This is a genomic window from Nonomuraea sp. NPDC050022 (assembly GCF_044460705.1).
Lineage (GTDB): Bacteria > Actinomycetota > Actinomycetes > Streptosporangiales > Streptosporangiaceae > Nonomuraea.
The window spans coordinates 75,612-101,894 of record NZ_JBITKE010000004.1 but is presented as its reverse complement, the minus strand read 5'-3'; the positions used below and the strand labels follow the sequence as shown (position 1 = coordinate 101,894).

The 26,283-nt window shown below is 70.3% G+C and carries 23 protein-coding genes; 14 read left to right on the top strand and 9 right to left on the bottom strand.

Annotated elements, in window-relative coordinates; translation table 11 throughout:
- Window positions 1-115: 115 nt before the first annotated feature.
- From solA to ACIBO2_RS16990, 6 genes are read right to left on the bottom strand one after another with little or no spacing between them, the layout of a single operon-like run.
- On the bottom strand, window positions 116-1,294 hold the full coding sequence (gene solA / locus ACIBO2_RS17015) for an N-methyl-L-tryptophan oxidase (RefSeq protein ID WP_397297782.1): 1,179 nt from the start codon (window positions 1,292-1,294) through the stop codon (window positions 116-118).
- Window positions 1,291-2,811 (bottom strand): NAD-dependent succinate-semialdehyde dehydrogenase, encoded by a 1,521-nt coding sequence (locus tag ACIBO2_RS17010; protein ID WP_397297780.1) that lies wholly within the window; start codon window positions 2,809-2,811, stop codon window positions 1,291-1,293. Before ACIBO2_RS17010 ends, solA begins: the two co-directional genes overlap by 4 nt.
- The gene (locus ACIBO2_RS17005; protein WP_358533397.1) at window positions 2,786-4,048 is read right to left on the bottom strand and encodes an aspartate aminotransferase family protein; all 1,263 of its coding nucleotides are present in this window, start codon (window positions 4,046-4,048) and stop codon (window positions 2,786-2,788) included. The genes ACIBO2_RS17010 and ACIBO2_RS17005 overlap by 26 nt, the downstream gene beginning before the upstream one ends.
- Window positions 4,049-4,106: 58 nt before the next feature.
- Window positions 4,107-4,520, bottom strand: a complete 414-nt coding sequence (locus ACIBO2_RS17000; protein WP_358533395.1) for a hypothetical protein — start codon at window positions 4,518-4,520, stop codon at window positions 4,107-4,109.
- A gap of 54 nt (window positions 4,521-4,574) precedes the next feature.
- Window positions 4,575-5,117, bottom strand: coding sequence for a GNAT family N-acetyltransferase (locus ACIBO2_RS16995; protein ID WP_358533392.1), 543 nt, complete (start codon window positions 5,115-5,117; stop codon window positions 4,575-4,577).
- 5 nt (window positions 5,118-5,122) lie between these two features.
- Entirely contained in the window at window positions 5,123-6,403 is a 1,281-nt protein-coding gene (locus ACIBO2_RS16990; RefSeq protein ID WP_358533390.1) for a cation diffusion facilitator family transporter, read from the bottom strand.
- 457 nt (window positions 6,404-6,860) lie between these two features.
- Between ACIBO2_RS16990 and ACIBO2_RS16985 the strand changes: the two genes are divergently transcribed.
- The 11 genes from ACIBO2_RS16985 to ACIBO2_RS16935 all read left to right on the top strand — a co-directional run bounded on the left by ACIBO2_RS16985 (window position 6,861) and on the right by ACIBO2_RS16935 (window position 19,179).
- Window positions 6,861-7,535 (top strand): haloacid dehalogenase type II, encoded by a 675-nt coding sequence (locus tag ACIBO2_RS16985; RefSeq protein ID WP_358533387.1) that lies wholly within the window; start codon window positions 6,861-6,863, stop codon window positions 7,533-7,535.
- A 19-nt stretch (window positions 7,536-7,554) separates the two neighbouring features.
- Entirely contained in the window at window positions 7,555-8,829 is a 1,275-nt protein-coding gene (locus tag ACIBO2_RS16980; RefSeq protein ID WP_358533384.1) for an FAD-binding oxidoreductase, read from the top strand.
- Window positions 8,830-8,876: 47 nt separating this feature from the next.
- Window positions 8,877-9,812: an ABC transporter permease gene (locus tag ACIBO2_RS16975; RefSeq protein ID WP_358534808.1), complete on the top strand. Its 936-nt coding sequence runs from the start codon at window positions 8,877-8,879 to the stop codon at window positions 9,810-9,812.
- A complete protein-coding gene (locus ACIBO2_RS16970; protein ID WP_358533381.1) occupies window positions 9,799-10,719 on the top strand; it encodes an ABC transporter permease in 921 nt (306 codons plus the stop codon). Before ACIBO2_RS16975 ends, ACIBO2_RS16970 begins: the two co-directional genes overlap by 14 nt.
- A 113-nt stretch (window positions 10,720-10,832) precedes the next feature.
- Window positions 10,833-11,648, top strand: a complete 816-nt coding sequence (locus ACIBO2_RS16965) for a GntR family transcriptional regulator (protein WP_358533378.1) — start codon at window positions 10,833-10,835, stop codon at window positions 11,646-11,648.
- A complete protein-coding gene (locus ACIBO2_RS16960; protein WP_358533375.1) occupies window positions 11,645-12,649 on the top strand; it encodes an ABC transporter ATP-binding protein in 1,005 nt (334 codons plus the stop codon). Before ACIBO2_RS16965 ends, ACIBO2_RS16960 begins: the two co-directional genes overlap by 4 nt.
- Window positions 12,646-13,662 carry an ABC transporter ATP-binding protein gene (locus tag ACIBO2_RS16955; protein WP_358533372.1) on the top strand — a complete coding sequence of 339 codons (1,017 nt, stop codon included), beginning with the start codon at window positions 12,646-12,648 and terminating at the stop codon, window positions 13,660-13,662. The genes ACIBO2_RS16960 and ACIBO2_RS16955 overlap by 4 nt, the downstream gene beginning before the upstream one ends.
- Window positions 13,659-15,143, top strand: a complete 1,485-nt coding sequence (locus tag ACIBO2_RS16950) for an aldehyde dehydrogenase family protein (RefSeq protein WP_397297774.1) — start codon at window positions 13,659-13,661, stop codon at window positions 15,141-15,143. Before ACIBO2_RS16955 ends, ACIBO2_RS16950 begins: the two co-directional genes overlap by 4 nt.
- Window positions 15,144-15,272: 129 nt before the next feature.
- Window positions 15,273-16,802 carry an ABC transporter substrate-binding protein gene (locus ACIBO2_RS16945; RefSeq protein WP_358533367.1) on the top strand — a complete coding sequence of 510 codons (1,530 nt, stop codon included), beginning with the start codon at window positions 15,273-15,275 and terminating at the stop codon, window positions 16,800-16,802.
- Window positions 16,799-17,896 (top strand): tartrate dehydrogenase, encoded by a 1,098-nt coding sequence (locus tag ACIBO2_RS16940; RefSeq protein ID WP_397297772.1) that lies wholly within the window; start codon window positions 16,799-16,801, stop codon window positions 17,894-17,896. The genes ACIBO2_RS16945 and ACIBO2_RS16940 overlap by 4 nt, the downstream gene beginning before the upstream one ends.
- Window positions 17,893-19,179: an amidohydrolase gene (locus ACIBO2_RS16935; protein WP_358533361.1), complete on the top strand. Its 1,287-nt coding sequence runs from the start codon at window positions 17,893-17,895 to the stop codon at window positions 19,177-19,179. The genes ACIBO2_RS16940 and ACIBO2_RS16935 overlap by 4 nt, the downstream gene beginning before the upstream one ends.
- A gap of 32 nt (window positions 19,180-19,211) precedes the next feature.
- Here ACIBO2_RS16935 and ACIBO2_RS16930 read toward each other — a convergent pair whose 3' ends face one another.
- The 3 genes from ACIBO2_RS16930 to ACIBO2_RS16920 form a co-directional block, all read right to left on the bottom strand.
- Window positions 19,212-20,678, bottom strand: a complete 1,467-nt coding sequence (locus tag ACIBO2_RS16930; protein ID WP_397297769.1) for a protein kinase — start codon at window positions 20,676-20,678, stop codon at window positions 19,212-19,214.
- A complete protein-coding gene (locus ACIBO2_RS16925; RefSeq protein ID WP_358533355.1) occupies window positions 20,665-21,636 on the bottom strand; it encodes a LacI family DNA-binding transcriptional regulator in 972 nt (323 codons plus the stop codon). Before ACIBO2_RS16925 ends, ACIBO2_RS16930 begins: the two co-directional genes overlap by 14 nt.
- 174 nt (window positions 21,637-21,810) lie before the next feature.
- Window positions 21,811-23,964, bottom strand: coding sequence for a transglycosylase domain-containing protein (locus ACIBO2_RS16920; protein WP_358533352.1), 2,154 nt, complete (start codon window positions 23,962-23,964; stop codon window positions 21,811-21,813).
- Window positions 23,965-24,027: 63 nt separating this feature from the next.
- On the opposite strand from ACIBO2_RS16920, the gene ACIBO2_RS16915 reads away from it, so the two are divergent.
- The 3 genes from ACIBO2_RS16915 to ACIBO2_RS16905 all read left to right on the top strand — a co-directional run bounded on the left by ACIBO2_RS16915 (window position 24,028) and on the right by ACIBO2_RS16905 (window position 26,209).
- Complete coding sequence (locus tag ACIBO2_RS16915) at window positions 24,028-24,666, top strand: WHG domain-containing protein (RefSeq protein ID WP_358533349.1); 639 nt, start codon at window positions 24,028-24,030, stop codon at window positions 24,664-24,666.
- A gap of 241 nt (window positions 24,667-24,907) precedes the next feature.
- Window positions 24,908-25,789 carry a dihydropteroate synthase gene (gene folP, locus ACIBO2_RS16910; RefSeq protein ID WP_397297766.1) on the top strand — a complete coding sequence of 294 codons (882 nt, stop codon included), beginning with the start codon at window positions 24,908-24,910 and terminating at the stop codon, window positions 25,787-25,789.
- Between the two features lie 15 nt (window positions 25,790-25,804).
- A complete protein-coding gene (locus ACIBO2_RS16905) occupies window positions 25,805-26,209 on the top strand; it encodes a DUF1992 domain-containing protein (RefSeq protein ID WP_397297764.1) in 405 nt (134 codons plus the stop codon).
- Window positions 26,210-26,283: the final 74 nt, after the last annotated feature.

Genomic DNA, 26,283 nt, shown 5'->3' with positions numbered 1-26,283 from the left:
TGAGGTGCGTGGCCTCGTGTGAGGGGCGTGGCCTCGTGTGAGGGGCGGTGGCCGCGCGTGAGGGGTGCGGTCCGGCCGTACCCCTCACCGAGGGCCCAGCGCGGTGGCGATCCGCTCACACCGTCGCGGAGCGGCCGGGTGCGAATTGCCGGATATTGGCCTCGGTGACACCGTCAGCGAGGAGATCGCCCAGAGCCTCGCCGACCGCCGGCGCGTACTTGAATCCTCCACCGGAGAATCCGACGGCGACCGCGACGTGCGCGGCGCCCGGGAGCAGCCCGACGACGGGCCGGCCGTCCCCCGTGTACGACTCCACGTGCACCGAGGTCTGCACAGGACGCGGGTTGAGCCGGGGCAGCCAGCGCCCGACGACCTCGCGGACCTCCGCCATGTGCTCGGCGGTGAGGTGGGGATCCGGGCGCGCCGGGTCGGCCACCTCCGGGTGTGGGCGGGTCTTCACGCCGATCTTGACCGTGGCGCCGTCCAGGCTGGGAAAGCCGTAGACGGAGGCGCCGTCCGGCAGGCCGGCCCGTTCGAAGACCGGAAAGCGTTCCGCGCTGTACAGCGACGGGTCGTCCGGTACGAACCAGGTCTGCGCCAGCCGGCGGGCGGTCAGCCCGGCCACCCCGATCGCCGCCCGCAGCCCGTCCGGCAGCAGCGTGGCCGCCCAGGCGCCGGGGGCCAGGACCACCGCGTCGAACGTCTCGCTGCGAGCGCTGCCTCCCGTACCACGGTAGGTCAGCTCGACCGTGTCGGACCTTACGTCGATGTCGAGGATCTCGGTGTCATGGCGCACCGTCGCCCCGAGCGTCGTGGCCTGTTCGATCGCGGCGAGGATGGCCGGCTCAGGACGGAGAAAGCCGGTCGCGGAGTCATGGACGGCGATGTCCTCGTCGTCGACGGCGTGCTGGGGGAAGCGGTGCCGCAGATCTCGCGCGTCGAAGATGCGGTGGGCCAGCCCCCACTTCTCGCAGCTGGCCACGGCCTGCCGGACGGAGGTGCGGTCCGCGGGACCGAGGATCAGTCCTCCGGTCTGCTCAAGCAGATGTCGTCCGGTCAATTCCTCCAGCCGGCGCCACAGCCGCTCGGCCCGGAGCACCAGCGGCGGCAGGTCCGGGTCTCCCATGCTGATGACCGCGAACCGGCGGCTCTGCCCGCCGGAGGCCCCGCGGTGGTGCGGGACGCCCCAGCGATCGAAGGCATGCACGTCCAGGCCGCGCTCGGCCAGCTGCCAGGCGGCCATGCTGCCCACCGCTCCGGCCCCGATGACCGCCGCTCTCCTTCGAGCGGTCATGAGGCCAGCGCCGGAGCGGCGAGGTACTTGAGGTTCTGGTACTCGGTGAGCCCTTCGGCGCCGCCCTCCCGGCCGAGCCCGGACTCCTTGATCCCGCCGAACGGCGCGGCCACGTGGGACAGCAGCCCCCGGTTGATGCCGACCATGCCGCTGTCCAACCGGCCCGCGACCCGCGCGATCCGGTCGCTGTCACGCGCCACCAGGTAGGCCGCGAGCCCGAACGGAGTGTCGTTGGCCAGCGCCACCCCCTCGTCCTCCGTCCTGAACCGGCGGATGCCCGCGACCGGGGCGAAGACCTCCTCCTGCTGCAGGAGAGCGTCGGCGCTGAGATGGTCGAGCACCACCGGGGCGAACCAGCTGCCGGGTCCGCCGGGTACGCCGCAACGCCCCAGAACGGTCGCCCCCTTCGAGACGGCGTCGTCGACCAGCCGGTCGGCCTTGGCCACCGCACGGTCATCGATGAGCGGACCGAGGTCGACGTCCGAGGTGCCCAGCCCGACCCTGATCGCGGTGAGGGCCTCGGTGAGACGGGCCGCGAACTCGTCGGCCACCGGTTCCTGGACCAGGAACCGGTTGGCCGCCACGCACGACTGACCCCCCAGGCGCATCTTGGCGATGACCGCCTCACGGACCGCGAGGTCGAGGTCGGCGTCGTCGAAGACCAGGAACGGGGCGTTGCCGCCGAGTTCCATCGACGTACGCAGCACGTTCGCGCCGGCCTGCCGCAGCAGCAGCTTCCCGACGGGGGTGGACCCGGTGAAGGACACCTTCCGCAGTCGTGGGTCGGCGATGAGGGCGCCGCAGACCGCCCCTGGATCCGTGGTGGTGACCACGGTGAGGACTCCTGCCGGGACCCCCGCGTCCTCGGCTAGCCGCGCGAAGGCCAGCGAGGTCAGCGGGGTGAGCTCCGCCGGTTTCAGCACGACCGTGCAGCCGGCGGCCAGGGCGGGCGCGACCTTGCGGGTGGCCATCGCCAGCGGCACGTTCCACGGGGTGATGAGCAGACAGGGGCCGACCGGGCGCGGGACGGTGACGATGTGCCAGCCGCCGTCGGGGGTCGGGGTGCTCCGGCCGGAGCTGCGGACCGCCTCCTCGGCGTACCAGCGGATGTACTCGGCGGCGTAGCGGACCTCGCCGCGGGACTCGGAGAGGGTCTTGCCGACCTCCAGGGTGATGAGGGCCGCCAGGCGGTCCTCATCGGCGAGCATCGCCTGGTAGAGCCGGTGCAGAATGTCGGCCCGCCGCCGGGTCGGGGTGGCCGCCCAGGCGGGGAACGCCTCGCTCGCCGCGGTGAGCGCGAGCAGGCCGTCAGCCGGTTCGCAGTCGGCGACGGCGGCGACCGGCCGGCCGAGCGCGGGATCGGCGACGTCGAAGGTCCGCCCGGAGCGCGGCGCCGTCCACTCGGCGCTCAGGAAGCCACTGGGCAGCGACGCGGCCGCGGTCTGCGTGAGTTCGCTGTGCCGGGCGAGGTCCGCCGACGCCGGCGTGGGCTCAGGCGGATTCGAGGGCACGGGCACGGTCGAGAGCGGACTTGAGGACGTCAGCGGCACGGGAGATCTCCTCGGCGGTGATGACGAACGGGGGACTGACGTGCAGGGAGTTGTCGGCCAGCAGCCGGGTCAGTACGCCCTGCTCCCGCGCGGCGCGCAGCACGGGGCGCGCGTCGACGTCGGGGGCGAGCTGGACGGCCGCGAGCAGGCCGACCCCGGCCCGGACGTCGACGACGGCTCCGTGGTCGACCAGCGGGGCGAGGGCCTGGGCCAGGACGGGTTCGAGGTCCAGGACGCGCTCCAGCAGACCTTCCTCCTCAAGGATGCTCAGGTTCGCCTCGGCGGCGACACAGGCCGCGGCGTGGCCCGAGTACGTCAGGCCGTGGCGGAAGGTCGGGGCGTCGGAGGTTTCGGCGAAGAAGGGCTCCCAGACGCGCCGGGCCACCAGCACGCCGCCCAGCGGCAGGTAGCCGGAGGTGATGCCCTTGGCCATGGTGAGGAGGTCCGGCTCGATGCCGAAGCGCTGACAGGCGAACCACTGCCCGACCCGTCCGAAGCCGGTGATGACCTCGTCGGCGATGAGCAGGATGTCCAGGCGGCGGCACAGCTCGGCCAGCCCGGTGAGGTAGCCGGGCGCGGGCAGCAGCACTCCTCCGGTGCCGATGATCGGTTCGGCGATGAGGGCGGCGATGTTGTCGGGTCCGAGCCGGAGGAGCTCCGCCTCGGTGGCGGCCAGGTCGTCCCATGGCACGCGGGCGGTCTCGGGGATCAGCGAGTCGCTGCCGTACCCGTCGCGGTTGCTCTGGATGCCCGTGATGCTGGTCCCGAACCCGTGCAGGCCGTGGTAGGCGTGTTCGCGGGAGACGATGACGCGCTTGCCGGGCCGCCCGGCCACCTGCCAGTGCCGGCGCGCGAGCTTGCAGGCGGTGTCGACGGAGTCGGAGCCGCCGCTGGTGAGGAAGACCTTCGCGTCGGGGATGGGACTCAGCGCGGCCAGGCGCTCGGCGAGCCGGATGGCGGGGCGGTTGGCCATGCCCTGGAACAGGTGGTAGGTCTCCAGGTCGGTCAGCTGCTGACGCACGGCGTCGGCGATGCGGGCTCGGCCGTGTCCGATGTTGGCGTGCCACAGGCCGGCCGGCAGGTCGAGCAGGTCCTGGCCGTCCTCGGTACGTATCCAGGCTCCCTGCCCCGACGCGATGACGGTGCGGGTTTCCTCGATGGTGGACATCGCGGTCTGCGGATGCCACAGGCTGGTGCTGGTCAAGAAAGGCTCCTCATCACGTCGGGGGGAGTGCTGCCGGTGGTGGCGGGAACGGCGTGGGTCAGGCGGCGGCCACGACGTCCTCGACGACCTCGGCGTGGATGTGCAGCATCCGGGCCACCAGGCCGTTGCCGCGAGTGAACTTCAGGTCCTCCGGCGCCACGGCGTCGTCCGCGCCGGTGAAGAACGCGGCACCCTGGTCCATCGACTTGTCGGACTTGTCATCGGGGTAGAGCGGGTTGATCGTGTTCTCGATCTTCGGCCACAGAGCTCGGGCGGCCTCGGTGCTCTCGAACTCCAGCGTCATCACCAGCGTGTTCGAGATGAGCTCGCCCGCGCACTCGCGCAGAACCGAGCCCCCGAGGTATCCGGGGTGGCCCTCCAGGCCGCGCAGCCAGTCGATGAGGCTGGTGCGGGCCTGGTCGACCTTGGTGGGCTCGGCAACGAAGATGAAGACGTCACGACGCTTGGACATGGTGTTCTCCTGTCTCGCCAGTGCGGTGGGGATGGCATGGGGACCGCGCGGCAGTCACCGCGAGGAGCGCGGCAGGTCGTAGAAGACCGCGCCGGTGGCTCCGTTCGAGTCGTCGTGGATGAGCCGGGCGCCGAAGGACTCCCAGAAGGCGACGGCGCCCGGGGAGTGCTGGTAGGTGTGCAGAGCGATGGCCTCGTAGTGCCCCTCCCGGTCCGCGCGGTCGAGAACCGCGTGGACCAGGGCTCTGGCGATGCCGCGGCGGCGGGCTTCCTTGCGGACGTAGACGCGTACGAGCTGGCCGTGCCGGCCGTCCTCGTACCGGTCGACGACGTGTTGCGGGGTGAGTCCGGGCTTCAGCCGTCCGCTGCGGATCCCGCCCGTGGCCAGGACCTCATCCGTGCTGTCGTCGGTCACCACCAGGAGGAAGGGGCCGGCTCCGGGGGCGTAGTGGGTCAGCGGGTCGTCGACGTCGGCGTGGATCCGCGGGTCGTAGGCGTCGCCGAAGTCCTCGGCGATGCTGCGTCGCATCACCGACTGCGCGCCGGCCAGGGTGCGCTCACTCAGCGGGTGGATCGACCATCCCGTCGAGCCGTTCACGGGTGTCACCGCGCGCTCTGCGTGGCGAGCTTGGCCCGGTAGGCCTCCCGGGCCTCCTTCGAGGCGTGGTGGTCGGACAACTCGTGGAGGTCGTCGGGGACCACGCCGTCGAAGGCGGGGTGGACGTGGACGGTGACCCGGTCGAGGTTGCCGACCGCGTGCATCAGGGAGTGCTGTACGTCCTCGGCCACGCGGTGGGCCTCGATGATGCTCAGCCGGGCGTCGACGCCGATCTCGGCGTCTCCCTCCATGCGGTGACCGGACCAGCGGGCGCGCACGCCGCCGACGGTCTCGACGCCGACGACGCCGGCGATGGTGCTGCGCATCCGGTCGATCGTCGCCGGCTCCACACCGTCCATGAGACGGCGGACGATGATGACCAGGGAGTTGATCAGGATGCCGGTGATCGCCAGGGCGATGAGCAGGCCGACGATGGCGTCGGCGCGGTCGAACCCGAGCCACACGCCGATCACGCCGGCGACGACGGCGATCGATGTGTAGCCATCGGCGCGGGCGTGCTGGCCCTCGGCGATCAGCGCCGCGGATCCGATGCGACGGCCGGCCCGGATGCGGTACACGGCCACCACCTCGTTTCCGAGGAAGCCGACGATCCCGGCGGCGAAGACCCACCACAGGTTGGTCGGCGGGTGCGGGTTGAGCAGCGCGTCGATCGACTCCCAGATGATCAGCCCGATCGAGGCGACGATGACCAGGGAGATGAACAACCCGACCAGGTCCTCGGCGCGCCGGTAACCGTAGGAGTACTTCTTCGTCGCCGCGCGCCGGCCCAGCCGGAAGGCGATGATCAGCGGGATCGTGGTCGCCGCGTGTCCCAGGTTGTGGATGGTGTCGGCCAGCAGGGCGATCGACCCGGACATCGCGACGATGACCATCTGCCCGATCGCGGTGGCCATCATCCCGGCCAGCCCGATCCAGGCCGTGCGGATCCCGTCTTTGGCCGACTCCTCGGCGGTCTGGATCGCTTCGTTGGCGTCGTGGGCGTGGGGGACCACCGTGTGCTTGATCCGCGCCCACAGGCCGTTCCCGTGGTCGTGGCCCTCGTCGTGGCCATGCCCGTGCCCATGCCCATGCCCGTGCCCGGTGATGGCCGACGCCTCTGCCGCGTGGTGGCCGGTCGCGTGGTGATCGGCCGCGTGGTCATCGTGGGCGTGATCGGAGTGGTCGTGCCCGTGGTCGTTCCCGGTGGCGGGCGCGTCGTCGTGGGGGTGGCCGTGACCGTGACCATGGCCGTGTCCGTGATCGTCTGGGGTCGTGGAAGCTCGCATCGGGAGTCCGTTCGTGCCGGCGGAGGGGGGAGTCGCGGGGCCGGGAGAGAGTCGGCCGGCTACCGAGTGGCGCCTGCCGCGTCACCACATCTTGTGCACAACCGCCAGCGGCGGTCAACTGTTGTCAACAATCTTCCGGTGGCCTGAAGGGAAACTCCGGCGGCGAAAGTCAGCGCCACGACCTGGAAATAGTCGTCCAACCCGGCTTATGAAGATCAAAGAAAGGCCGGGAAACGTACTCGTTACAAGCAGGCGACTCGAAATTGTTGACAACAGAGAATCGGGTCCTTAGCGTTCCAGACACCACGCTGGCTGCCCGCCTCGGACGGCTCGCACCGGGCGTGATATCTCGCCGCTTCGCCGCCTGCCCAGTCGCACCGACGGGCTCCGGCCCTCACCGGACCGACCACCGACGCTCCTGCCCCCACCGGACATACCACCACCGGAGGAACTGCTCGTGGACCTGACCAGTGTGCGCCCCAAATACCTCACTTTCGATTGCTACGGGACGCTGACCAGCTTCGACCTCAACCTCACCGTCAAGCCGCTGGTCGCCGACCGGATCTCCGAGGAGGACATGCCGGTCTTCCTCAAGGACTACCGCGCGTACCGGATGGACGAGGTGCTCGGCGAGTTCAAGCTCTACCCCGACGTGCTCAAGGACTCCTTCAAGCGCACCTGCGAACGCTGGGGCATCGGCTACCGCCCCTCCGACGGCGAGGCCATCGTGGCCTGCGTACCGACCTGGGGTCCCCACGCGGACGTTCCCGCGAGCCTGGCCAAGCTCGCCGACGCCTACCCTCTGGTGATCTTCTCCAACGCCGTCGACGAGCCGTTGCGGCACAACGTCGAGCAGCTCGGCGCCCCCTTTCACAAGGTGTTCACCGCCGAGCAGGCCAGGGCGTACAAACCGCGCTACCAGGCCTTCGAGTACATGCTCGACCAGCTGGGCTGCGAACGCGACGAGATCGTCCACGTCTCCTCGCACATCTGGTACGACCTGATCCCCGCCCACGAGCTGCGGATCCCGCACAAGATCTACGTCAACCGCGGCTACGACCCCTCGACGCCCTTCTACCAGTACGCCGAAACCGCCGACCTGTCCGGCGTCCCTGCCGTTCTGGGTCTGTGAAGTCCGCGAGGAGGCTGTCGTGAAGCTGACCAGCTACTGGCTCGACACCGCCGAACCGGCCGGCGACTTCCGCCGCACCGAGCTCCCTGCGAACGTCGATGTCGCGGTCATCGGTGCCGGGTTGACCGGGCTGTCCGCCGCGCTGCATCTCGCTCGCGGCGGTGCCAGTGTCGCCGTGCTGGAGTCCCACACCGTGGGCTGGGGAGCCTCCGGCCGCAACGGCGGCATGGCCACGACCGGCCTGGCCATCTCGCTTCCCGCCGCGGTCAAGCGCTACGGCCCTGAGCGTGCGGCCATGATGTTCACCGCTTACGACAACGCGATCGACACCGTAGAGAAGATCGTCACCGAGGAGCGGATCGACTGCCACTTCGAGCGGTCGGGAAAGCTCACCCTGGCCGCCAAACCGGCGCACTACGCCGCTTTGGAGCGTTCGGCGCGGGTGATCGAGAAACTCGTCGGCCGCACGGTTCAGCTGGTCCCCCGCGGCCGCATGCGGGACGAACTCGGCAGCGACCGCTACTACGGTGCGCAGGTCGACCCGAACGGGGCGGGCGCCCACGTGGGGAAGCTGGTCATGGGGCTGGCCCGTGCCGCGGTCGGTCACGGGGCCCTGATAGCGGAGAACGCCGCGGTAACCGGCGTCCGCCGCGGCGGCCGGGGGCACCAGGTGCAGACCACCCGTGGCGCCCTGACCGCCTCCGACGTGCTCATCGCCACCAGCGGCTACACCGGGAAACTGACCCCGTGGCTGCGCCGCCGCATCGTGCCGGTGGGCAGTTTCATCGTCGTCACCGAACCCCTGCCGGACGACCTCGTCGCCCAGCTCATGCCGCACCGGCGGATGGCGTCTGACACCAAGAACCTGCTGTACTACTTCCGTCCCACACCGGACAACCGGCTGCTGTTCGGCGGGCGGGCCCGGTTCGCCCTGTCGGACGCCCAGTCGGACCTCAAAAGCGGGGAGATCCTGCGCAAGGCCGTCACCGAGGTGTTCCCGCAGCTGCGGGACGTCCGGCTGGACTACTGCTGGGGCGGCCTGGTCGACATGACGATGGATCAGATGGTCCACGCCGGCGTACGCGACGGGATGCACTACTCCGTCGGCTACAGCGGCCACGGGGTCCAGATGGCCACCCACATGGGCAAGGTCATGGCCGAGGTCATCGGCGGCGACTCCACGGCCAACCCGTGGCAGGGCCTGGCGTTCCCGCCGGTTCCCGGTCACTTCGGGCCGCCGTGGTTCCTGCCGGCCGCCGGGGCGTTCTACCGCGCACTCGACGCCGTGCGCTGATCGATCCGAGAACGTGTGACGACCCGGAGGTATCCCGAGTGTTGTACATGCTGAGGCGGTTCGCCGTCCTCGTGACGACCCTGCTGGTCGCCTCTTTCCTGGTGTTCCTCATCCCCTACGTCACCTCCGGGGATCCGGCCGCGCGGATCCTGCGCGCCCGGGTGGGCGACCTGGTCCAGGACCCGGCGACGCTGGCCCGCCTCCGGCTCGAGTACGGGCTGGACCGGCCGCTGCTCCAGCAGTACCTGTCCTGGCTGGGCTCGGCACTGCAGGGCGATCTCGGCCGGTCGTTCACCAACGGCACGGAGGTTCTTCCTCAGCTGATGCGGGCGTTGTCGGTCACCGCCTCGATCGCCGTTCTCGCGCTCCTGCTCGCCCTGTTGGTCGCGGTTCCGCTGGGAGCCCTCTGCGCGATACGGCGTGGAACCAAGCTCGACGGGGCGATCACCGGCATCACGCAGGCTTTCGTGGCCGTCCCGGAGTACTGGCTCGCCCCGGTCCTGGTGCTGGTGTTCGCCCTGCAGCTCGGCGTGCTGCCCTCCTCCGGCTGGCAGGGGCCGTCGTCGCTGGTGCTTCCCTGCCTGACCCTGGCGTTGCGGCCGATGAGCTACTTCACCCAGGTCGCCCGCTCGTCGATGGTCGAGGTACTCGAGGCGCCCTACATCACCGCCGCCCGCGGTCGCGGGCTGAGCTTCGCCCAGACCATGCTGCGTCACGGGCTGCGCAATTCCGTCCTGCCGGTCCTGACCCTGTTCGCGGTCTGGCTGGCCGGCCTGCTCGGCGGGTCCGTCGTCGTCGAGGTGATCTTCGCTGTGCCCGGAGTGGGGCGACAGATGTACGACGCGGTCATCAACAACGACGTCCCGCTCATCCAGGGTGGGGTCGTGGCGGTCGTCGGCCTGGCCGTGATCATCACCAGCCTCACCGATGTGCTTTACACCGTCATCAACCCGACTGCGAGGGCGAGCCGTGTCCGTGCTTAACGTCTTCGGCGACAACACCCGTCGCGACGATTCCGGCGCTGAGCATCCGCCGTCACCGGCCGGAACCACCACCGCCCCGGCCCGCCGGGGGCGCGGAAGCTGCCCACCGGCGTTGCTGGCCGGGTCCATCATGTTCGGTGTGATCGCCCTGCTTCTGCTGCTGGCACCGTGGCTGTCGCCCTATCCGCCGGCTCAGCAGAACCTCGCCGCCCGTCTGGAAGGCATCTCCGCCGCCCACCTGCTGGGCACCGACCACCTGGGCCGTGACGTGCTCAGCAGACTGCTGGACGGGGGCCGGTTCTCTCTCGCCGTCGCCTCGGTCACGCTGGTGATCTGCGCCGTCACCGGCACTCTCGTGGGGTTCCTCGCCGCACGGCGGGGCGGCCTGCTCGACACCCTCGTCATGCGCGTCACCGACATCCTGCTGGCCTTTCCCGAGATGGTGGTCGCGCTCTTCCTCGTCGCGGTCCTCGGCACCGGTAACCTGACGCTGCTGCTCGCCCTGACCATCGGCGGGTGGACCCCGTTCTGCCGGCTGGCCCGTGGTGTCGCCCTGGAACTCAACGGCCGCGACTTCATCGAAGCGGCTCAGGCCCTGGGGTGCTCGGGGTGGTTCATCATCCGCCGCCACCTGCTTCCCAACGCCATGCCCCCGTTGCTGGCCCACACGGCACTGCGCTTCGGCCACAAACTCATCACCGTCGGCGCCCTGTCGTTCCTGGGGCTCGGCGTCCAGCCGCCGTCCTCCGACTGGGGTTCGATGCTGTCCGAGGCCACCCCGTACCTCGACCGCCTGCCGCTGCTGGTCCTGGCACCCGGTGCCGCGATCTTCCTGGCCGCCCTCAGCGTCACACTCGCCGGCCGCGGCCTGGAGACGCGCCGGGCCAGGACAGGCGGGTCCTCATGACGTGCGGAGCTCCGCTGCACCCGCGCGGCGATCAGACTGGAAACGCTCACGCCCTCCTGCGCCTGCGGACTGTGAGTGGCGGAAACGGCCCACAAACCCGGAGAAGCACACCCATGAGCGCTCAGACCCCGGCCCCGGCGGCCAAGACCTCGAAGCGCACGCTGACGGAGGTGGTCACCGGGCTGCTGCGTAACCGCATTCTCAGCGGGGAGTTCCCGCCCGGAACCCAGATGAACGAAGTCGAGCTCGCGGCCTCCTTCGAGGTCTCCCGCGGCCCGTTGCGCGAGGCGATGCAGCGTCTGGTACAGGAAGGTCTGCTGGTCAGCTACCCCCGTCACGGGGTCTTCGTCCCCACCTTGACCAGGGAGGACCTGGAGGACATCTTCGTCGCCCGCCAAGCGATCGAGCGGGAGGCGCTGCGCCGGGTCACCGCCCGAGGGGTCTCCGCGGGCCTGGTCGCCGACCTCGAAGTGATCGTCGCGCGGATGAAGGACGCCGCCGGCGGCGCGGACAGGAGCGCACTGGCCGCCCTGGACCTCGCCTTTCACCGGCGGCTGGTCAGCGGTGCCGGCAGCACCCGGCTGGATCGGCTGTACGGACTCATCTCCAACGAGATGCAGCTGTGCTTCCGGTTGATCGTCGACAGCTACAGCGATCGTTCCGAGTTGCCGGCCGAGCACGAGCAACTGCTGCACGTCATCGCCAGCGGTGACAAGTCCGCCGCCCTGGCACTTCTGGACCGGCACTTCGCCGAGGTCGGCGAACTCCAGGCGGCGACATCGGGCAAGCCGCACAAGCACCACCTTCGACCGCAACCGCATCACCACCAGGATCCGTTGGCGCATGAACAGATCTTTCACGAACACGCCGACGGCTACCGCCACGGAGACGACCACAAAGCCCCACCGCAACCCCGGGAGCAGCCATGAGCGCACGCCTGGAGGTCCGTGACCTGACCGTTCACGCTGGTCGGCCAGGACAAGCCCCGCCCATCCTCGACCGTGTCAGCCTGACCCTGGACCCCGGCGAGGTGCTGGCCCTGGTCGGTGAATCCGGGTCGGGCAAGAGCATGGCCGCCCACTCGATGCTGCGCATGCTGCCGACCGGGCTGCACATGCACGCCGAGGCGCTGCGGCTGGGCGATCTGGACCTGCTCGCCGCCTCATCACGGGCGTTGGACGGCATCCGCGGCCAGCGCATCTCCATGCTCTACCAGCAGCCCAAGCGCATGCTCGACCCGACCGCGACGATCGGCAGCCAGGTCGCCGAGCCACTGCGCCGGCATCTCGGCATGAGCCGGCCGGCCGCCCGCCGCCGGGTCGTGGAGTTGCTCGCCGACGTCGGGATCCCCGATCCCGAACGCCGCGCCGGTGACCATCCGCACCAGATGTCCGGCGGCATGGCCCAGCGCGTCATGATCGCCATGGCGCTGGCCACCCAGCCGGACGTCCTCATAGCCGACGAACCCACCACCGCCCTGGACGTCACCGTCCAAGCGCAGATTCTCCGTCTTATCGCCACCCTGCAGGCCGAGACCGGAATGTCGGTCCTGTTCATCTCCCACGACGTCACCACCGTCGCCTCCATCGCCGACCGCATCGCCGTCATGTACGCGGGCCGCATCGTCGAGGACGGACCGGCCGACGAGGTCATCACCACCGCCGAGCACCCTTATACCCAGGCCTTGTTGCGCTGCTCCACTCTGCAGACCGACGACACGGGCCATCTGCACGTCATCCCCGGCAACGCCACCTCGGCCCGCGCCGCCAGTAACGGCTGCCGATTCCGCCCACGCTGCGCCGTCGCGGACGGCGACGCGAAACTGGGCTCCCACTGTGACAGCGAGGAACCCGACCTCACCTGCTGCGGCACTCACCGCAACTCACGCTGCTGGGTCACCATCGACACCCGACGACAGGTTCCGGCATGAACGACCTCGCCCAGAACTCCGACATCGCCGTCATCGACCATGTCAGCAAGCACTATCCGTTGTCGCGGACCGGTTTCGGCCGCCGGCCGCACGTGCACTCCGTCGACGACGTGTCCCTGCGCATCCGGTCAGGGGAGGTGCTGGGGCTGGTCGGTGAGTCCGGCTCGGGCAAGAGCACTCTGGCTCGGCTCCTGCTCGGCCTCGTACCAGCCGACTGCGGACGGATCGACGTCGATCGGCTGAGGGTCGGCAAGTTGCGCGGCGCCCAACTGCGGCAGCTGCGCCGGTCGGCGCAGCTGGTCTTCCAGGACCCGCACTCCGCGCTGGACCCGCGCATGACGCTGTGGGAATCGCTGCTCGCCCCCCTGCAACAACACCGCATCGGTACGCCGCCGGAGCGCCTGCGGCGAGTCGCCACCGCGCTGGCGGAGGTGGGCCTGGACGACAGTTTCCTGGAGCGCCGGCCGGGTGACTGCTCCGGTGGGCAACTGCAGCGGGTGGTCATCGCCAGAGCCCTCCTGCTGGAACCCAAGCTGCTCGTCTGCGACGAGCCCGTGTCGGCCCTGGACGCCTCGGTGCAGGCGACCATCCTGAACCTGCTGGTCGATCTGCGTCGTTCGCGGGGGCTGAGCATGCTGTTCATCTCCCACGACCTGAAGGTGGTCAAGTTCCTCGCCGACCGGGTGGCGGTTCTGTATCTCGGGCAGGTCGTGGAGACAGCCACGCACGAAGGCATCTTCACCGGCGCCCTGCACCCCTACACCCTGGCGCTGCTGCATTCCGGTCGTGGACACCGCATCGACGCCGGTGCGGCGGACCAGCTGAAGGGCGAACCACCCAGCCCCGTCTCCCCGCCTTCCGGCTGCCGCTTCAACACCCGCTGTCCGCTGGCCACCGACCATTGCCGCACCGAGCCACCCGACCTCGTCGACATCGGAGACGGCCACCAGGTCCGCTGTCACCGCTCGGCGGAGACCCGGAGCCGGCTGGCAGTTGAGGAGCTCCCCGTATGAGCCTCATGACCGGACGCGCCGCCACGGCGGCCACCTGGACCCCGCCCGGCAAGGCGTACGCCGGCGGACGCTGGCGGGAAACGGCACGGCACACCGCCATCACCGACCCCGAAACCGGCGCTTTCCTCGGCGAGGTCGCCGACAGCACCGCCGCGGAGGTACGCGAGGCCGTCGACGCGCTGGTGGACACCTTTCGGGCCGGCACCGCCGACCGTACCGGCTGGCCGCTGTGGCAACGCCGGGAGGCCCTGCACCGCGCCGCCGAACTGCTGAGACAGCACGCCGAGCGGTTCACCGCCATCGTGAGCTCCGAGGGATGCAAGACCATCAGAGATGCCCGCCGGGAGGTGGCCCGGGCAGCGGAGACCTTGCAGCTTTCCGCCGGTGCGGGACACGCCCTGCAGGGCACCAGCGTGCCGTTCGAGGACACCTCCCGTGGCGCGGACCGGCTCGGGTGGAGCAGCAGGGAACCGCTCGGGGTCGTCGCCGCCATCACCCCGTTCAACGACCCGCTGAACCTCGTGGCGCACAAGGTCGGCCCGGCGCTGCTGGCCGGCAACGTCATCGCGGTCAAGCCGCACGAGGCGACGCCGCTGTCCGCGCTCGCCCTCGCCGAGTTGCTCCTTGAGGCCGGCGTTCCCGGCGACCGGATCGCCGTGCTGCCGGGCGGCCCGGCCGCAGGGCGGGAGCTGGTGTCGCACCCCGGCATCGACGTCGTCTCCTTCACCGGCGGGGTCCGCACCGCCGACGAGGTGGCCTGGCTGGCCGGCGCCCGGACCCTGCTGATGGAGCTGGGCGGATCCAACCCGGTCATCGTCGACCATGGCGTGGACCTGGCGGCAGCCGCGCGGGCCATAGCCGAAGGGGCGTTCGGGTGCGCGGGGCAGAACTGCCTGTCGGTGCAGCGGGTCTACGTGGTCGCCGAGCACTACGACGAACTGCTCAGCCACCTGACCCAGATGACCGCTCACCTGAGCGTCGGCAGCAAGCACGACGAGAGCACCGACGTCGGGCCGCTGATCGACACGGCGGCCGCGCGGCGGGTGGAGCGCCGGGTCGAGGAGGCCGTCGCCCGCGGCGCGGTCGTACGCGCGGGAGCGGTCCGTCAGGAAGCCACCTATCAGCCGACCATCCTCACCGACCTCGCCCCCGACGATCCCATCATCACCGACGAGATCTTCGGCCCCGTGGTCAGCGTGCTGCCCGTGGCCGATCTCGACGACGCCGTGACCCAGGCCAACCGCGCGGCCACCGGTCTGCAGGCCGGGGTCTTCACCCGCGACACCACCTCGGCCCTGCGCACGGCCCGCCTGCTGCGAGCCGGCGCGGTAATGATCAACGACACGTCCGACTTCCGCATCGACGCCATGCCGTTCGGCGGTTTCCACCGCAGCGGCATCGGCCGGGAAGGCGTCACCAGCGCCGTCGTGGCGATGACCGCACCCAAGGTCATCGCGGCCCGGCTGACCTCCATCAGCTGAGCTCTCTTCACTGACGAAATATCCATCGGCTCTGCCAGCCCGACCGGGACGAACAGCCCTCACCGGGTCATGTCGTGGTGCCCATTTCCCCTTGCTCTCCCCCCAACGACGTTCCGGAGGAACACCAGCATGGCCCGCACCCTCACCGCCCTCGCCGGCTTGTCGACAGGCATCGTCCTGCTCGCCGGCTGCTCGTTCGACTCAGGAAGCCCCGATGCCACCACGAGCGGCACCTCCAAGCTGGTGATCGCCGACCTGTGGGCGCCCGACTCCGGGTACGCCCTGGAGACCGACGACGCCTTCACCCTCACCCGCGCGGGCTGCCTGGAGACCTTGGTGGCCGTGGACAACGACAACCAGGCCCAGCCCGCTCTGGCGACGGAATGGAAGCAGGCGGCACCCACGTCCTGGACGTTCACCATCCGTGAGACCAAGTTCCAGAACGGCACCGCGCTCACCGCCAAGGTCGTCGCCGACGATCTCAACCGGCTGCTGAAGGCCACGGCACCGCCGCGCAGCTTCTCTCCCAGCGTCATCTCCGCGGTCACCGCCGTCGACGACCGGACCGTACGGATCGACACACCGGAAGAGGACCACTTCCTGCCGCTACGGGTCAGCGTGCCCAACACCGGGATCCTCGCCCCCGAGGCGTTCTCCGGCACCACCACCAACCCGGTCGGCACCTGCACCGGGCCGTTCAAGATCACCAGCACCGGAACGGGGCAGTCGCTGGCACTGACCGCCAACGCCGACTACTGGGGCGGGGACGTCGCCCTCGGCAGCGCCGAAATCCGCTACGCCGAGAGCGGCGCCACCCGCGCCACCCAGCTGCGTACCGGTGAGGTCTCGGTGGCCGCCAACCTCCCCGTCACCACCCTCACGACCCTGAAGGGCGACAACAAGATCACCCTTCAGCAGACGTCGCTGCCCCGCACCACCGGCCTCTACCTCAACACCCGCAAAGCCCCCTTCGACAACGTCGAGGCCCGCCGCGCGATCCAGAAGGCCATCGGACTCGACGCCATCGTCAAGGGGGTCTACGAGGGCACCGCCACCCCGGCGGCCGGACCGTTCACCCCCGACGAGCCCTGGACACCGGCCGAACTGAAGCCGGTGCAGGGAGACGCCGCGGCGGCCAAGGCCGCCATGGCCGCCGCCGGAATCGACCCCGCCTCCCTCGGCTTCGAGCTCATCGCCTACTCCGACCGGCCCGAGTTCGCCGACCTCGCCCAGGTGATCCAGGCGCAGCTGGCCGAAGCCGGCATCACCGTGAAGATCCGCACCGGGGACTACGCCTCGGTCGAGGACGACCTCATGAGCGGCAAGTTCCAGGCGACCCTGCTGTCCCGCAACCACCTCATCGACATGCCCGAGCCCATCAGCATGCTGCGCTCGGACGAGACCTGCAAGGGCAGTTTCAACCTCGCCGGATACTGCAGCCCGAAGGTCGACGGGCTGGTCAAGGAGGCCGGGAGCACCGGGGACACGACCAAGCGCCACGCCCTCTACGGTCAGATCGCCACCCAGCTGGCCGGCGACGTGGCGTTCATCCCGCTCGTCCACGAGAGCCTGACCATGGGTCTGGCGGCCGCCGTCAAGGGCCTGCCGACCGACCCGATGGAGCGAACCCTGCTGACGATGGACACGAAGCTGTCGTGACCACGACCACCCCCGAACACACCGGCCCTGGGACGACACGGCGCTACGTCATCGACGTCATCCCGGGGGACGGCATAGGCACCGAGGTCGTCCCCGCCGCCGTCCGCTGCGTCGACCACCTGGCCGGAACCTTCGGGTTCACCATCGAGTGGCGCGACCGCGCGTGGGGCTGCGACCACCACCGGGCGCACGGGCGCATGATGCCCGTCGACGGCCTCGAACGACTGGCCTCCGCCGACGCCATCCTGCTGGGCGCCGTCGGAGCGCCGGACATCCCCGATGACATCACCCTGTGGGGTCTGCTCATCCCCATCCGCCGGGAGTTCGTGCAGTACGTCAACCTGCGGCCGGTCCGATCCCTGCCCGGAATCCGCACGCCGCTGCGGTCGAATGTCCCCATCGACCTGGTCGTCGTACGCGAGAACGTCGAAGGCGAGTACAGCGAGGTCGGCGGCCGGGTCAACCGCGGCCGGCCCGGCGAGTTCGCCGTCCAGGAGGCGGTGTTCACCCGGACCGGCATCGAGCGGGTCGCCCGCTTCGCCGCCGACCTGGCCCGGCGACGCTCGGGCCGGCTGATCTCGGCGACGAAGTCGAACGGCATCATTCACACGATGCCGTTCTGGGACGAGGTGGTGGCCGAGGTGGCCGACGGCAGCGGGGTGGAGCTGGAGAAGGTCCTCATCGACGCCCTGGCCGCGCGTCTCGTGCTGCGGCCGGAGTCCGTCGACGTCATCCTCGCCTCCAATCTGTTCGGCGACATCCTGTCCGACCTCGCCGGTGCCCTGGCCGGGTCGATCGGGGTCGCGCCCAGCGCCAACCTCGACCCCACCAAGACGTACCCGTCGATGTTCGAGCCGGTGCACGGATCGGCACCCGACATCGCCGGCATGGGTATCGCCAATCCGGTCGGCACTCTGTGGGCCGCGGCCATGATGCTGGACCATCTCGGCGAACCCGCGGCCGCGGCCAGGCTCGTGTCCGCCTTCGAGCACGTCCTCCGTACGGGGACCGCCACACCCGATCTTGGCGGCACGGCGAGCACCGAGCAGTTCACGACCGCCGTCGTCCACGCCCTCGCCGGGGGAACGCCGTGAGCGCACGCTCGCGAGCTGAGGCTCGGCCGGATCCGCTGGACGCGAGCGCCGTCCGGCGTCATCTGCACCGGCGGCCCGAGATCGGCTTCCTCGAGATCGAGACCGCGGACCTGGCCTGGGACCTTCTCTCCGATCTGGGCTGGCGGCTACGCGGCGGCGGCGACCTCGTCGACGTACACGATCACCCTGGTCTGCCGAGCCGCGACGAGCTCGACGCCGCCGTCCGGCGGGCCGTCGCGCGCGGTGTGCCGGAGTCATCGGTGCGGCGCTTCCGTGACGGGAACACCGCCTTCGTCGCGGAGCTGCGGGGCGCCCGCCCGGGTCCGCTGATCGCCCTGCGGGTGGACATGGACGCCCTGCCGATCCAGGAGAGCCGCCACCGCGGCCACCACCCGGCGGCCCAGGGTTTCGACTCGACCATCGACGGCGCGATGCACGCCTGCGGACACGACGGGCACGTGGCCATCGCGTTGCGGGCCGCGGCCCTGCTGTCCGACAGGCGGTTCGCCGGCACCGTACGGCTGCTGTTCCAGCCGGCCGAGGAGGGTGTCCGCGGCGCTGCTCCCATGGTGGCCGCCGGGCTGGTCGACGACGTCGACGTCCTGCTGGCCGTCCACCTCGGTTTCGGCACCCCGGACGGGTGCGTCGCGGCCGCGACCGAGCTGTACGGGACCTCGAAGCTGCGCGCGGAGTTCACCGGCGTCGCCGCCCACGCCAGCGGAGCGCCCGAACAGGGCCGCAGCGCCCTGCTGGCGGCGGCGTCCGCCGTTCTGGGCCTGCACGCTCTGCCCCGCTACGCGACGGCGACGACCCGCGTCAACGTCGGGGCGCTGCACGCACCCGGTGCGGCGAACATCGTCAACGCCCACGCCGTTCTCGACGCCGAGGTCCGGGCGGACGCCGCCGCCGAACACGACGACCTGGAGCGGCGTGCCCGCGCTGTCCTCCACGGCGCGGCCGCCATGCACGGTGTCACCGTGGACATCACCAGAACCGGCTGGGCGACCAGCGCGACCACCGACGGCGCGATCCTCGGCAGGGTGGAAACCCTCGCCCCGAGCTGCGGTCTGCGTCTACTGCCGCCGCGTCCCTTGCGCGCGAGCGACGACGCGACGCTGTTCATGCGGCACGTCCAGGAACACGACGGACTCGCCGGATACCTGCTCATGGGTGCCGGAACATACGGACCGCATCACTCGCCGACGTTCGACCTGGACGAGGCCGTGCTGACCCCAGCCGCCGACCTCCTGGCCACGCTCATCCGATCCCTGGAGGATCCTTGAGGGAAGACCGTCCAACGTTCCGGCCGTACTCCTCATTGGGGGCCCAGCGCGATGGCGATCTCGTCGAGACGGGCCTGGAGCTGCGTTCGGCAGGACGGTGTGAGGCGGCCTTCGCGTTCGCGGTCGGCCAGCTTGCGCCTCAGCTTCGCCATGCCGGGCTCGATGGGGCCGGGGGTGTCGAGCACGCCCTGCAGCACCTGCTGGAGGTCCAGCGTGACGTCGTGATCGATGGCCCCGCACGCCGCGGCGCCCGACAGCGTTCCGTGGAAGCCGGCCACCGCCTGCCGGGCCGTACGCTCCTGGCCGGCCGACCGCTGGACGGTGTGGGTGGATGGTCCCTCGGAGACAGCCGGTCCTGTGGTGCTAGCCGGGTCCGCGGTGGCCGGCGGCAGCGCGGTGGCGGCGGGGCTCGCGGACCGCCCGGCCGTGATGGCGCCATCGCCGGACGCGCGCGGGACGGCCGTATCGCCGGGGGCTCGCGTGCCGGGGATGGTGTCGGACGCGCGCGGCGGGGTGGTGGCGGCGCCAGGGGTCTCGCTGGAGGCTCGCGGCGTGGCCGTGGTGCCGGCGGGGGGCGAGGGCGAGATGGGGAGGCGGTCGACCGGGCGGTTGAGCCACAGCACCGAGGACAGCACCATCACACCCGTCCCGGCGACGGCCAGGCCATGCCGTACCCGCCGGCCGAGCGCGGCGCCCCTGAGTGTGGCGGCCAGCGAGTCCGCGATCTCCGCCGCCGTGGGCCGCCGCGCCGGGTCGTGCGCGAGGCAGTTCCGGCACAATGAAGCGATGCCGTGCGGCACGCCGGTCACCCGGGGCGGCGGCGAGGTGCGGTGGGCGGCCTCGATCTGCTCCCAGGTGGTCTCCGGATAGGGCGTACGCCCGGTGAGCATGGCGAACAGCAGCACCCCGAGCGCGTACACGTCGACCGCCGGATGGGTGGGGGCACCGGCCAGCCGTTCGGGTGCGACGTAGGGCGGGGTGCCCCGGTCGTCGTCGGGGTCGCCGGAGGCGGCCGCGATCCCGAAGTCGAGCAGCTTCGGGCCGGACGCGGTGAGCAGCACGTTGTCGGCGGTGACGTCGCGATGGACCACGCCGCGGGCGTGTCCGTCGCGCAGCGCCCGCGCCAGCCGCAGGGCGATCGCCGCGGCCTCGGTCCAGGGCAGCGGCTCCTCGGCGATGCGCTCGCCAAGGGTGGAGCCGTCGAGCAGCGGCATCACCACGTAGGCCGCCACCTCGCCGTCCTCCGTCACGGTTTCGCCGTAGTCGTAGATGTCGATCACGTCCGGATGGAGGAACCGGGCGGCGGCGCGGGCCTCACTGCGTACGCGGACACGCTCGCCGAGCCCGGCCTGGAGCGAGGCGGTCAGCACCTTGACCGCGACCAGCCGGTGCAGCGACTGGTCGAAGGCCCGCCAGATCATCGACATGCCGCCGCGGGCGAGGGGATCCAGCAGCAGGTATCTGCGGGCCAGGACGTCACCCGGGTCAAGCCGACTCACGGATGACCAGTTCCGTGGGGAGGACTGGGTCGATGCCGGTCGTACCGGCCAGTAGTAATCGGGTGGCGACCATCGCGAGCTCCTCGACCGGTTGCCGGACCGTGGTCAGCGCCGGGACGGTACGCCGGGCGACGGGGGCGTCGTCGAAGCCGATCACCGCGACGTCCGCGGGGACCCGGCGACCGGCGCGGCGCAGAGCCTGGACCGCCCCGGCGGCCATCAGGTCGGAGGCGGCGAAGACCGCGTCGAGCCCGGGGGCGTGCCGCAGCAGCCACTGCATGGCGTGCGTGCCGGAGGCGGCCGTGAAGTCGCCGTAGGCCACGGGCACCTCCGTCGCTCCGGCGGTGCGCAGCGTACGCACCAGCCCGTCTAGCCGGTCGCGCGCCCCTGGCAGGGACGGCGGGCCGCCGATGGCGGCGATCGTCCGGCGGCCCGACAGCAGCAGGTGCTCGGCGGCCTGCCGGCCGCCGTCGTGGTTGTCCACGTCCACGTATGGCAGTTTGAGGTCGTGTGGGGGGCGGCCGACGTTCCGCACCGGTACGCCCGATGTACAGAGCTTGATGGCCAGGGGATGGCGTTCGCGGGCGCCGATGAGGAGCACCGCGCCGCCTAACTCGGGAAGCACCGACGCGGTCGGGGTCACCGTCGTCACCATGAGCTGCGTGCCGTGCTCGGCCAGTACGGCACCGGCGGCAGACAGCAGCCTGGCGTAGTAGGGCTCGGAGAATAATCGGGGCAGATGGTCGCAGACCACCGCCGTCACCCCGGCGGCCGGTCCTCTGGCCCCCGTTCCCCTGGGCGCGCGATGACGTACGTATCCCATGCGGGACACCGCGTCGTAGACCTGCCGGCGGGTCGAGGTGCTGACCCGTACGGAGCCGGTGAGGACCCTGGATGCGGTCGCGGGCGATACCCCCGCTTCGGCCGCTACCTGTGCCAGTGTGGGCTGCTCAGACATGGGAGCACCTCGCGGAAAAGATCCTGGGAGCGCTCCCACGTTACCAATGTTTCGCCGCTGTTAACAGGGCGATTTGACAGTGTTGTCAGCACGAGACCCGCGAGCACGGCGTGCTCGCGGGTCTCGGAACGCTGGACCGGCTGGTCGGTCTCGGAACGCGGAACGCTGGACCGGCTAGTGGGGGAGCGTGTTGTCGATGATGGGCTCGTCGTCGTTGGGGCCCGTGTCGTTCTGCTCGTCGTCGGTCGGCGTCCGTACGGGAGCGCAGCCCTGACCGCAGCCGCCGAAGCGGGCGGAGTTGATCGGCGTGAACGAGGTGGGCTCGGTGTCCTTCAGCGCCGCCAGCATGGTGTCCTTCCAGATCGGCCCCGGCACGCTCGCGCCGAACACCGAGCCGAAGTAGCGGCCGCCGATGGTGATGTTGTTGAGCTTGTATTTCTGGGAGCCCCGGATGTCGCCGATGCTCACCGCGCCGGCCAGGTCGGGTGTGAACCCGGCGAACCAGGCGGTGGCCTGGTTGTCGGTGGTACCGGTCTTACCCGCGGCGTCCCGGCCGATGCCGCCGACGCCCCGCATCGTGCCCTTGGTGAACACCCCGCTCAGGACGTTCGCCGCAGCGTCCGCGACCTCGGGGTCGAGGCCGGCCGCCTGGTTGCAGTTGGGGTTGTACTTGGTGACCTTGCCGTCGCGGTCGGTGATCTGGGTGATGGCCATTGGCGTGCAGTACTTGCCGCGCGCCGCGATGGCGGCGTAGGCGTTGGCGACCGTGATCGGGTCCATCTCATTGATGCCGAGCGTGAAGGTCTCGTATTCCTGCAGCCTGCCGCCGTCGGCCCGCTTGATGCCGAGCGACTGGGCGGTCTTGATGGTGTCGCAGAGGCCGACGCGCTGCTCCAGCGTCAGGAAGAAGGTGTTGACCGAGCCCCAGGTGCCGGTCTGCAGCGTCTTGAAGCCGCCGCCGCCCTCGTCGTTGGTGACGGTGTGCGACGGGTCACCGATGTTCTCGCCCTTGCAGTTCTTGAAGGAGGAGTAGTAGGGGGCCCGGTAGCCGCTGCCCACGGTGAAGCCGTCGTTGATCTTCATGCCCTCCTTGAGGGCGGTGATCAGCGTGAACGTCTTGAAGGTCGAGCCGGGCTGGAAGCCGGTGCCGCCGCCGTGGGCCGCGTCGGCCGCCACGTTGAGCGACAGTTGGTGCTTCCGCTTGGACGTGCCGTATGGCCTGCTGACCGCCATCGCCTTGATCGCCCCGGTGCCCGGCTGGATCAGGGCCTCGCTGGCGATCGGGTTGTCGGTGGCGAAGACGTGCTTCTTGATGGCCTTGTCGGCCGCCGCCTGCATCTTGGGGTCGAGCGTGGTCTTGACCTTCAGGCCGCCCCGGCTGAGCAGCGCGGCGCGGATCTTCGGCGTCTTGCCGAAGAGCTTGCTCTTGGTGATCTCGTTGCGTACGTACACGCAGAAGTATGGGTATTTGCTGGACTCGCAGCCGCCGGGCAGCGGGGTGCCCTTGTAGCCGAGCTTCTTGGCCTTGGCCTCCTTGGCCTCTTCCGGGGTGATCTTGCCGAGTTCGGCCATCCGGTTGAGTACGGTGTCGCGGCGGACCACCAGGCGATCCCGGAACTTCTTGCCGAGATTGGGGTCGGTCGAGTTGGGGTCCTGCACGGCGCCCGCCAGAGTGGCCGCCTGCGCCAGGCTGAGCTCGGAGGCGTGTACGCCGAAGAACCGCAGAGCCGCGGCCTCCACCCCGTAGGCACTCGCGCCGAAGTAGGCGATGTTCAGGTACTTCTCAAGGATCTGGTCCTTGGTGTACTTCTCCTCGACGGCCATCGCATAACGCAGCTCGTTGAGCTTGCGCGCGTAGGTGGCCTCCAGCGCCTTGTTCTTGTCCTCTTCGGTGGTGGCGTTGTTGAGCAGCACCTGCTTGACGTACTGCTGGGTGATGCTGGAGCCGCCCTGCGCCACCCGGCCCGTGCCCAGGTTCTTCGCCAGCGCGCGGACCGTGCCCTCGATGTCGATCGGGCCGTGCTCGTAGAACCGGTAGTCCTCGATCGAGATGATGGCTTTCTTCATGAGGTCGCCCATGTCGGCCAACGGGATGACCTTGCGGTACTGCTCGTAGAACTGCGCGATCTGGTTGCCCTTGGCGTCGAGGATCGCGGTCATCTCGGCCGGCGGCTCCTCGCGGAGATCTGTCGCCTTGAGATTCAGCTCGGCGGAAGCGGTCTTGAACAGCGCCCCCGCGCCGCCCACGGCAGGCAGGGCGATAGCGGCCACCAGCACACCCGCAGCCGCTCCCGCTCCGGCAAGACGCGCGATACTCCTGGTGATCACGTCAGCTTCCCCCCTATTGGTTATAGGATTAATCCTATAGCCGTTAGGGTTGCGGGGCGGACGATGCGTAAGAGACTAACGCGGCAGACGACGATAGATGGGGCGATCGCCTATGCCGATGAGCACGGCATCGACGCCCTGTCCATCAGCGCCCTGGCCCGCCATCTGGGTGTGGCCGCGCCCAGCCTGTACGTCCACCTGCCCGGCGGGCTGCGTGACCTTCGGATCGCCCTGTCCGTCAAGGGACATCGCGACCTCGCCGAACACTGCCGCCGCGCCGCCACCGGCCGCTCGGGAGCCGACGCCTTAAGAGCGCTGGCCCACGCCCAGCGAGCATACGCGCGCGAGCATCCTTCCCTGTACGCGGCCACGCACTTCGCGGTGGACGGCTTCGACGACGAGGAAGTACGCAGTGCCGCGGACGAGGCGGCGGCCGTCACCGTCGACGTCCTGGCCGTCGGCTCGCTGACCGGAGCCGCCCTGGTGCACGCCGCCCGCGGCATCCGCAGCGCGGTCCAGGGGTTCTGCGCGCTGGAGTCGGCCGGGGTGTTCGCGCTGCGCGTCTCGCTGGACGACAGCTTCGCCTGGCTGGTGGACGCGCTGGTGACCAAGGCCATGGGGGCCACCGCGCTGTCCACAGGAGCCGCCGCGCTGTCCACGGGGGCCACCGCCGTTTGGGAGAGTGGGCCTCGGCCAACCTGATGGGAGCGGCGGTGACGCCCCTCGTCGCGCGCCCCCTGCCAGGAGAGTTTGGTGTGATCAGGGGCCTTTGTCGAGCATTTCGAAGATTCTGAAAGCGCCCGCCCCCCGTGAGCCGGACCCAGGTCGGCGTGTGACAGCCGAGGCTCGATACTGGGGAGATGGTGATGGACGCGGCGCTCGTGGCCCGGCTGTTCGACGGGTCCATCGATCGCTGGGCGAATCTCCTGGAGAGTGCATCAACGTGAGCGACATCCTCTTCCCCGTCCGGCGCATCGGCCGCCGCGAGTTCGACTTCGCGCGCCAGGTGGCCATCATGGCGATCGTCAACAGGACACCCAACTCCTTCCACGACAAGGGCCGGACGTTCGAGCTCGACAGGGCCGTCGAGGCGGCGCGGGCCGCCGTCGCGGCCGGCGCCGACTGGGTGGACGTCGGCGGGTTCGCGTTCAGCGCCGATCAGGACGGCATCAGCGTCGGCGAGGAGGTCGACCGGGTGGTCCCCGTCATCGCCGAGATCCGGAAGGTGACGGACGCCGTCATCTCGGTCGACACCCACCGCGCCGACGTGGCGAAGGCGGCCCTGGCGGCCGGCGCCGACGTCATCAACGACACCAACGGCCTGCGCGAGCCCGGCATGGCCGCGGTCGCGGCGGAGAGCGGCGCGACCGTGATCGTGACCCACAGCCTCGGCGGCCCCGGGAAGGCGGTCGTCCGGCCGGTGTACGGCGACGTCGTGACGGAGGTCGCCGACTTCCTGCGCGAGCGGGTCCGGTTCGTGCTCGACTCCGGCATCCCCGCCGAGCGGATCATCATCGACCCCGGCCACGACCTGAACAAGAACACCTTCCACTCGCTGGAGCTCATGCGCAGGCTCGACGAGATCACCTCGATCGGCTACCCGACCCTGGTCGCCCTGTCGAACAAGGACTTCATCGGAGAGACCCTCGATCGCCCGCAGCGCGAGCGGACGGAAGGCACGGTCGCCGCGAACGTGACCGCCGTCCTGAAGGGCGCCCGGATCCTCCGCGTGCACGACGTGCCCTCGACGGTCGCGGCCGTACGGATGACCGAAGCCATGCTCGGCTGGAGAGCGCCGATCGCGCCTCGGCATAATCTTGGGTGAGGAGAGGGGCCGCGGATGACTGAGCGCAAACCGGGTGGGATGAGCTTCGAGTCATGGATCGACCGGCAGATCCGTGAGGCGACGGAGCGCGGCGAGTTCGACAACCTGCCAGGCGCCGGCAAGCCGCTTCCAGACCTCGACAAGCCGTACGACGAGATGTGGTGGATCAAGCAGAAGGTGCGCAGCGAGGGCCTGTCGATGCCGCTGCCGCCGACGCTCGCCCTGCGCAAGGACGCCCAGGAGGCGCGCGCCGAGGCCGTGGGCGCCAGGTCGGAGGCCGAGGCGCGGCGGATCATTGAGGAGATCAACGCGCGGATCCGCGAGGCGATCAGGACCGGGCTGCAGGGCCCGCCGCTCAATCTGATGCCGTACGACGTCGAGCGCGTCATCTCCGAATGGCGCGACCGCCAGGCCCGCTGACCCCAGCCACATCCCCCGAAGGGGGTATCACCCCTATAAGGACCCCAGCCACGACGGACCGTCACAGAGATCGA

Coding starts and splice junctions, on each gene's coding strand:
- solA (WP_397297782.1), bottom strand. CDS start 1,294: ATGACCGCTCGAAGGAGAGCGGCGGTCATCGGGGCCGGAGCGGTGGGC.
- ACIBO2_RS17000 (WP_358533395.1), bottom strand. CDS start 4,520: ATGTCCAAGCGTCGTGACGTCTTCATCTTCGTTGCCGAGCCCACCAAG.
- ACIBO2_RS16990 (WP_358533390.1), bottom strand. CDS start 6,403: ATGCGAGCTTCCACGACCCCAGACGATCACGGACACGGCCATGGTCAC.
- ACIBO2_RS16975 (WP_358534808.1), top strand. CDS start 8,877: ATGCTGAGGCGGTTCGCCGTCCTCGTGACGACCCTGCTGGTCGCCTCT.
- ACIBO2_RS16965 (WP_358533378.1), top strand. CDS start 10,833: ATGAGCGCTCAGACCCCGGCCCCGGCGGCCAAGACCTCGAAGCGCACG.
- ACIBO2_RS16960 (WP_358533375.1), top strand. CDS start 11,645: ATGAGCGCACGCCTGGAGGTCCGTGACCTGACCGTTCACGCTGGTCGG.
- ACIBO2_RS16955 (WP_358533372.1), top strand. CDS start 12,646: ATGAACGACCTCGCCCAGAACTCCGACATCGCCGTCATCGACCATGTC.
- ACIBO2_RS16950 (WP_397297774.1), top strand. CDS start 13,659: ATGAGCCTCATGACCGGACGCGCCGCCACGGCGGCCACCTGGACCCCG.
- ACIBO2_RS16945 (WP_358533367.1), top strand. CDS start 15,273: ATGGCCCGCACCCTCACCGCCCTCGCCGGCTTGTCGACAGGCATCGTC.
- ACIBO2_RS16925 (WP_358533355.1), bottom strand. CDS start 21,636: ATGTCTGAGCAGCCCACACTGGCACAGGTAGCGGCCGAAGCGGGGGTA.
- ACIBO2_RS16915 (WP_358533349.1), top strand. CDS start 24,028: ATGCGTAAGAGACTAACGCGGCAGACGACGATAGATGGGGCGATCGCC.
- ACIBO2_RS16905 (WP_397297764.1), top strand. CDS start 25,805: ATGACTGAGCGCAAACCGGGTGGGATGAGCTTCGAGTCATGGATCGAC.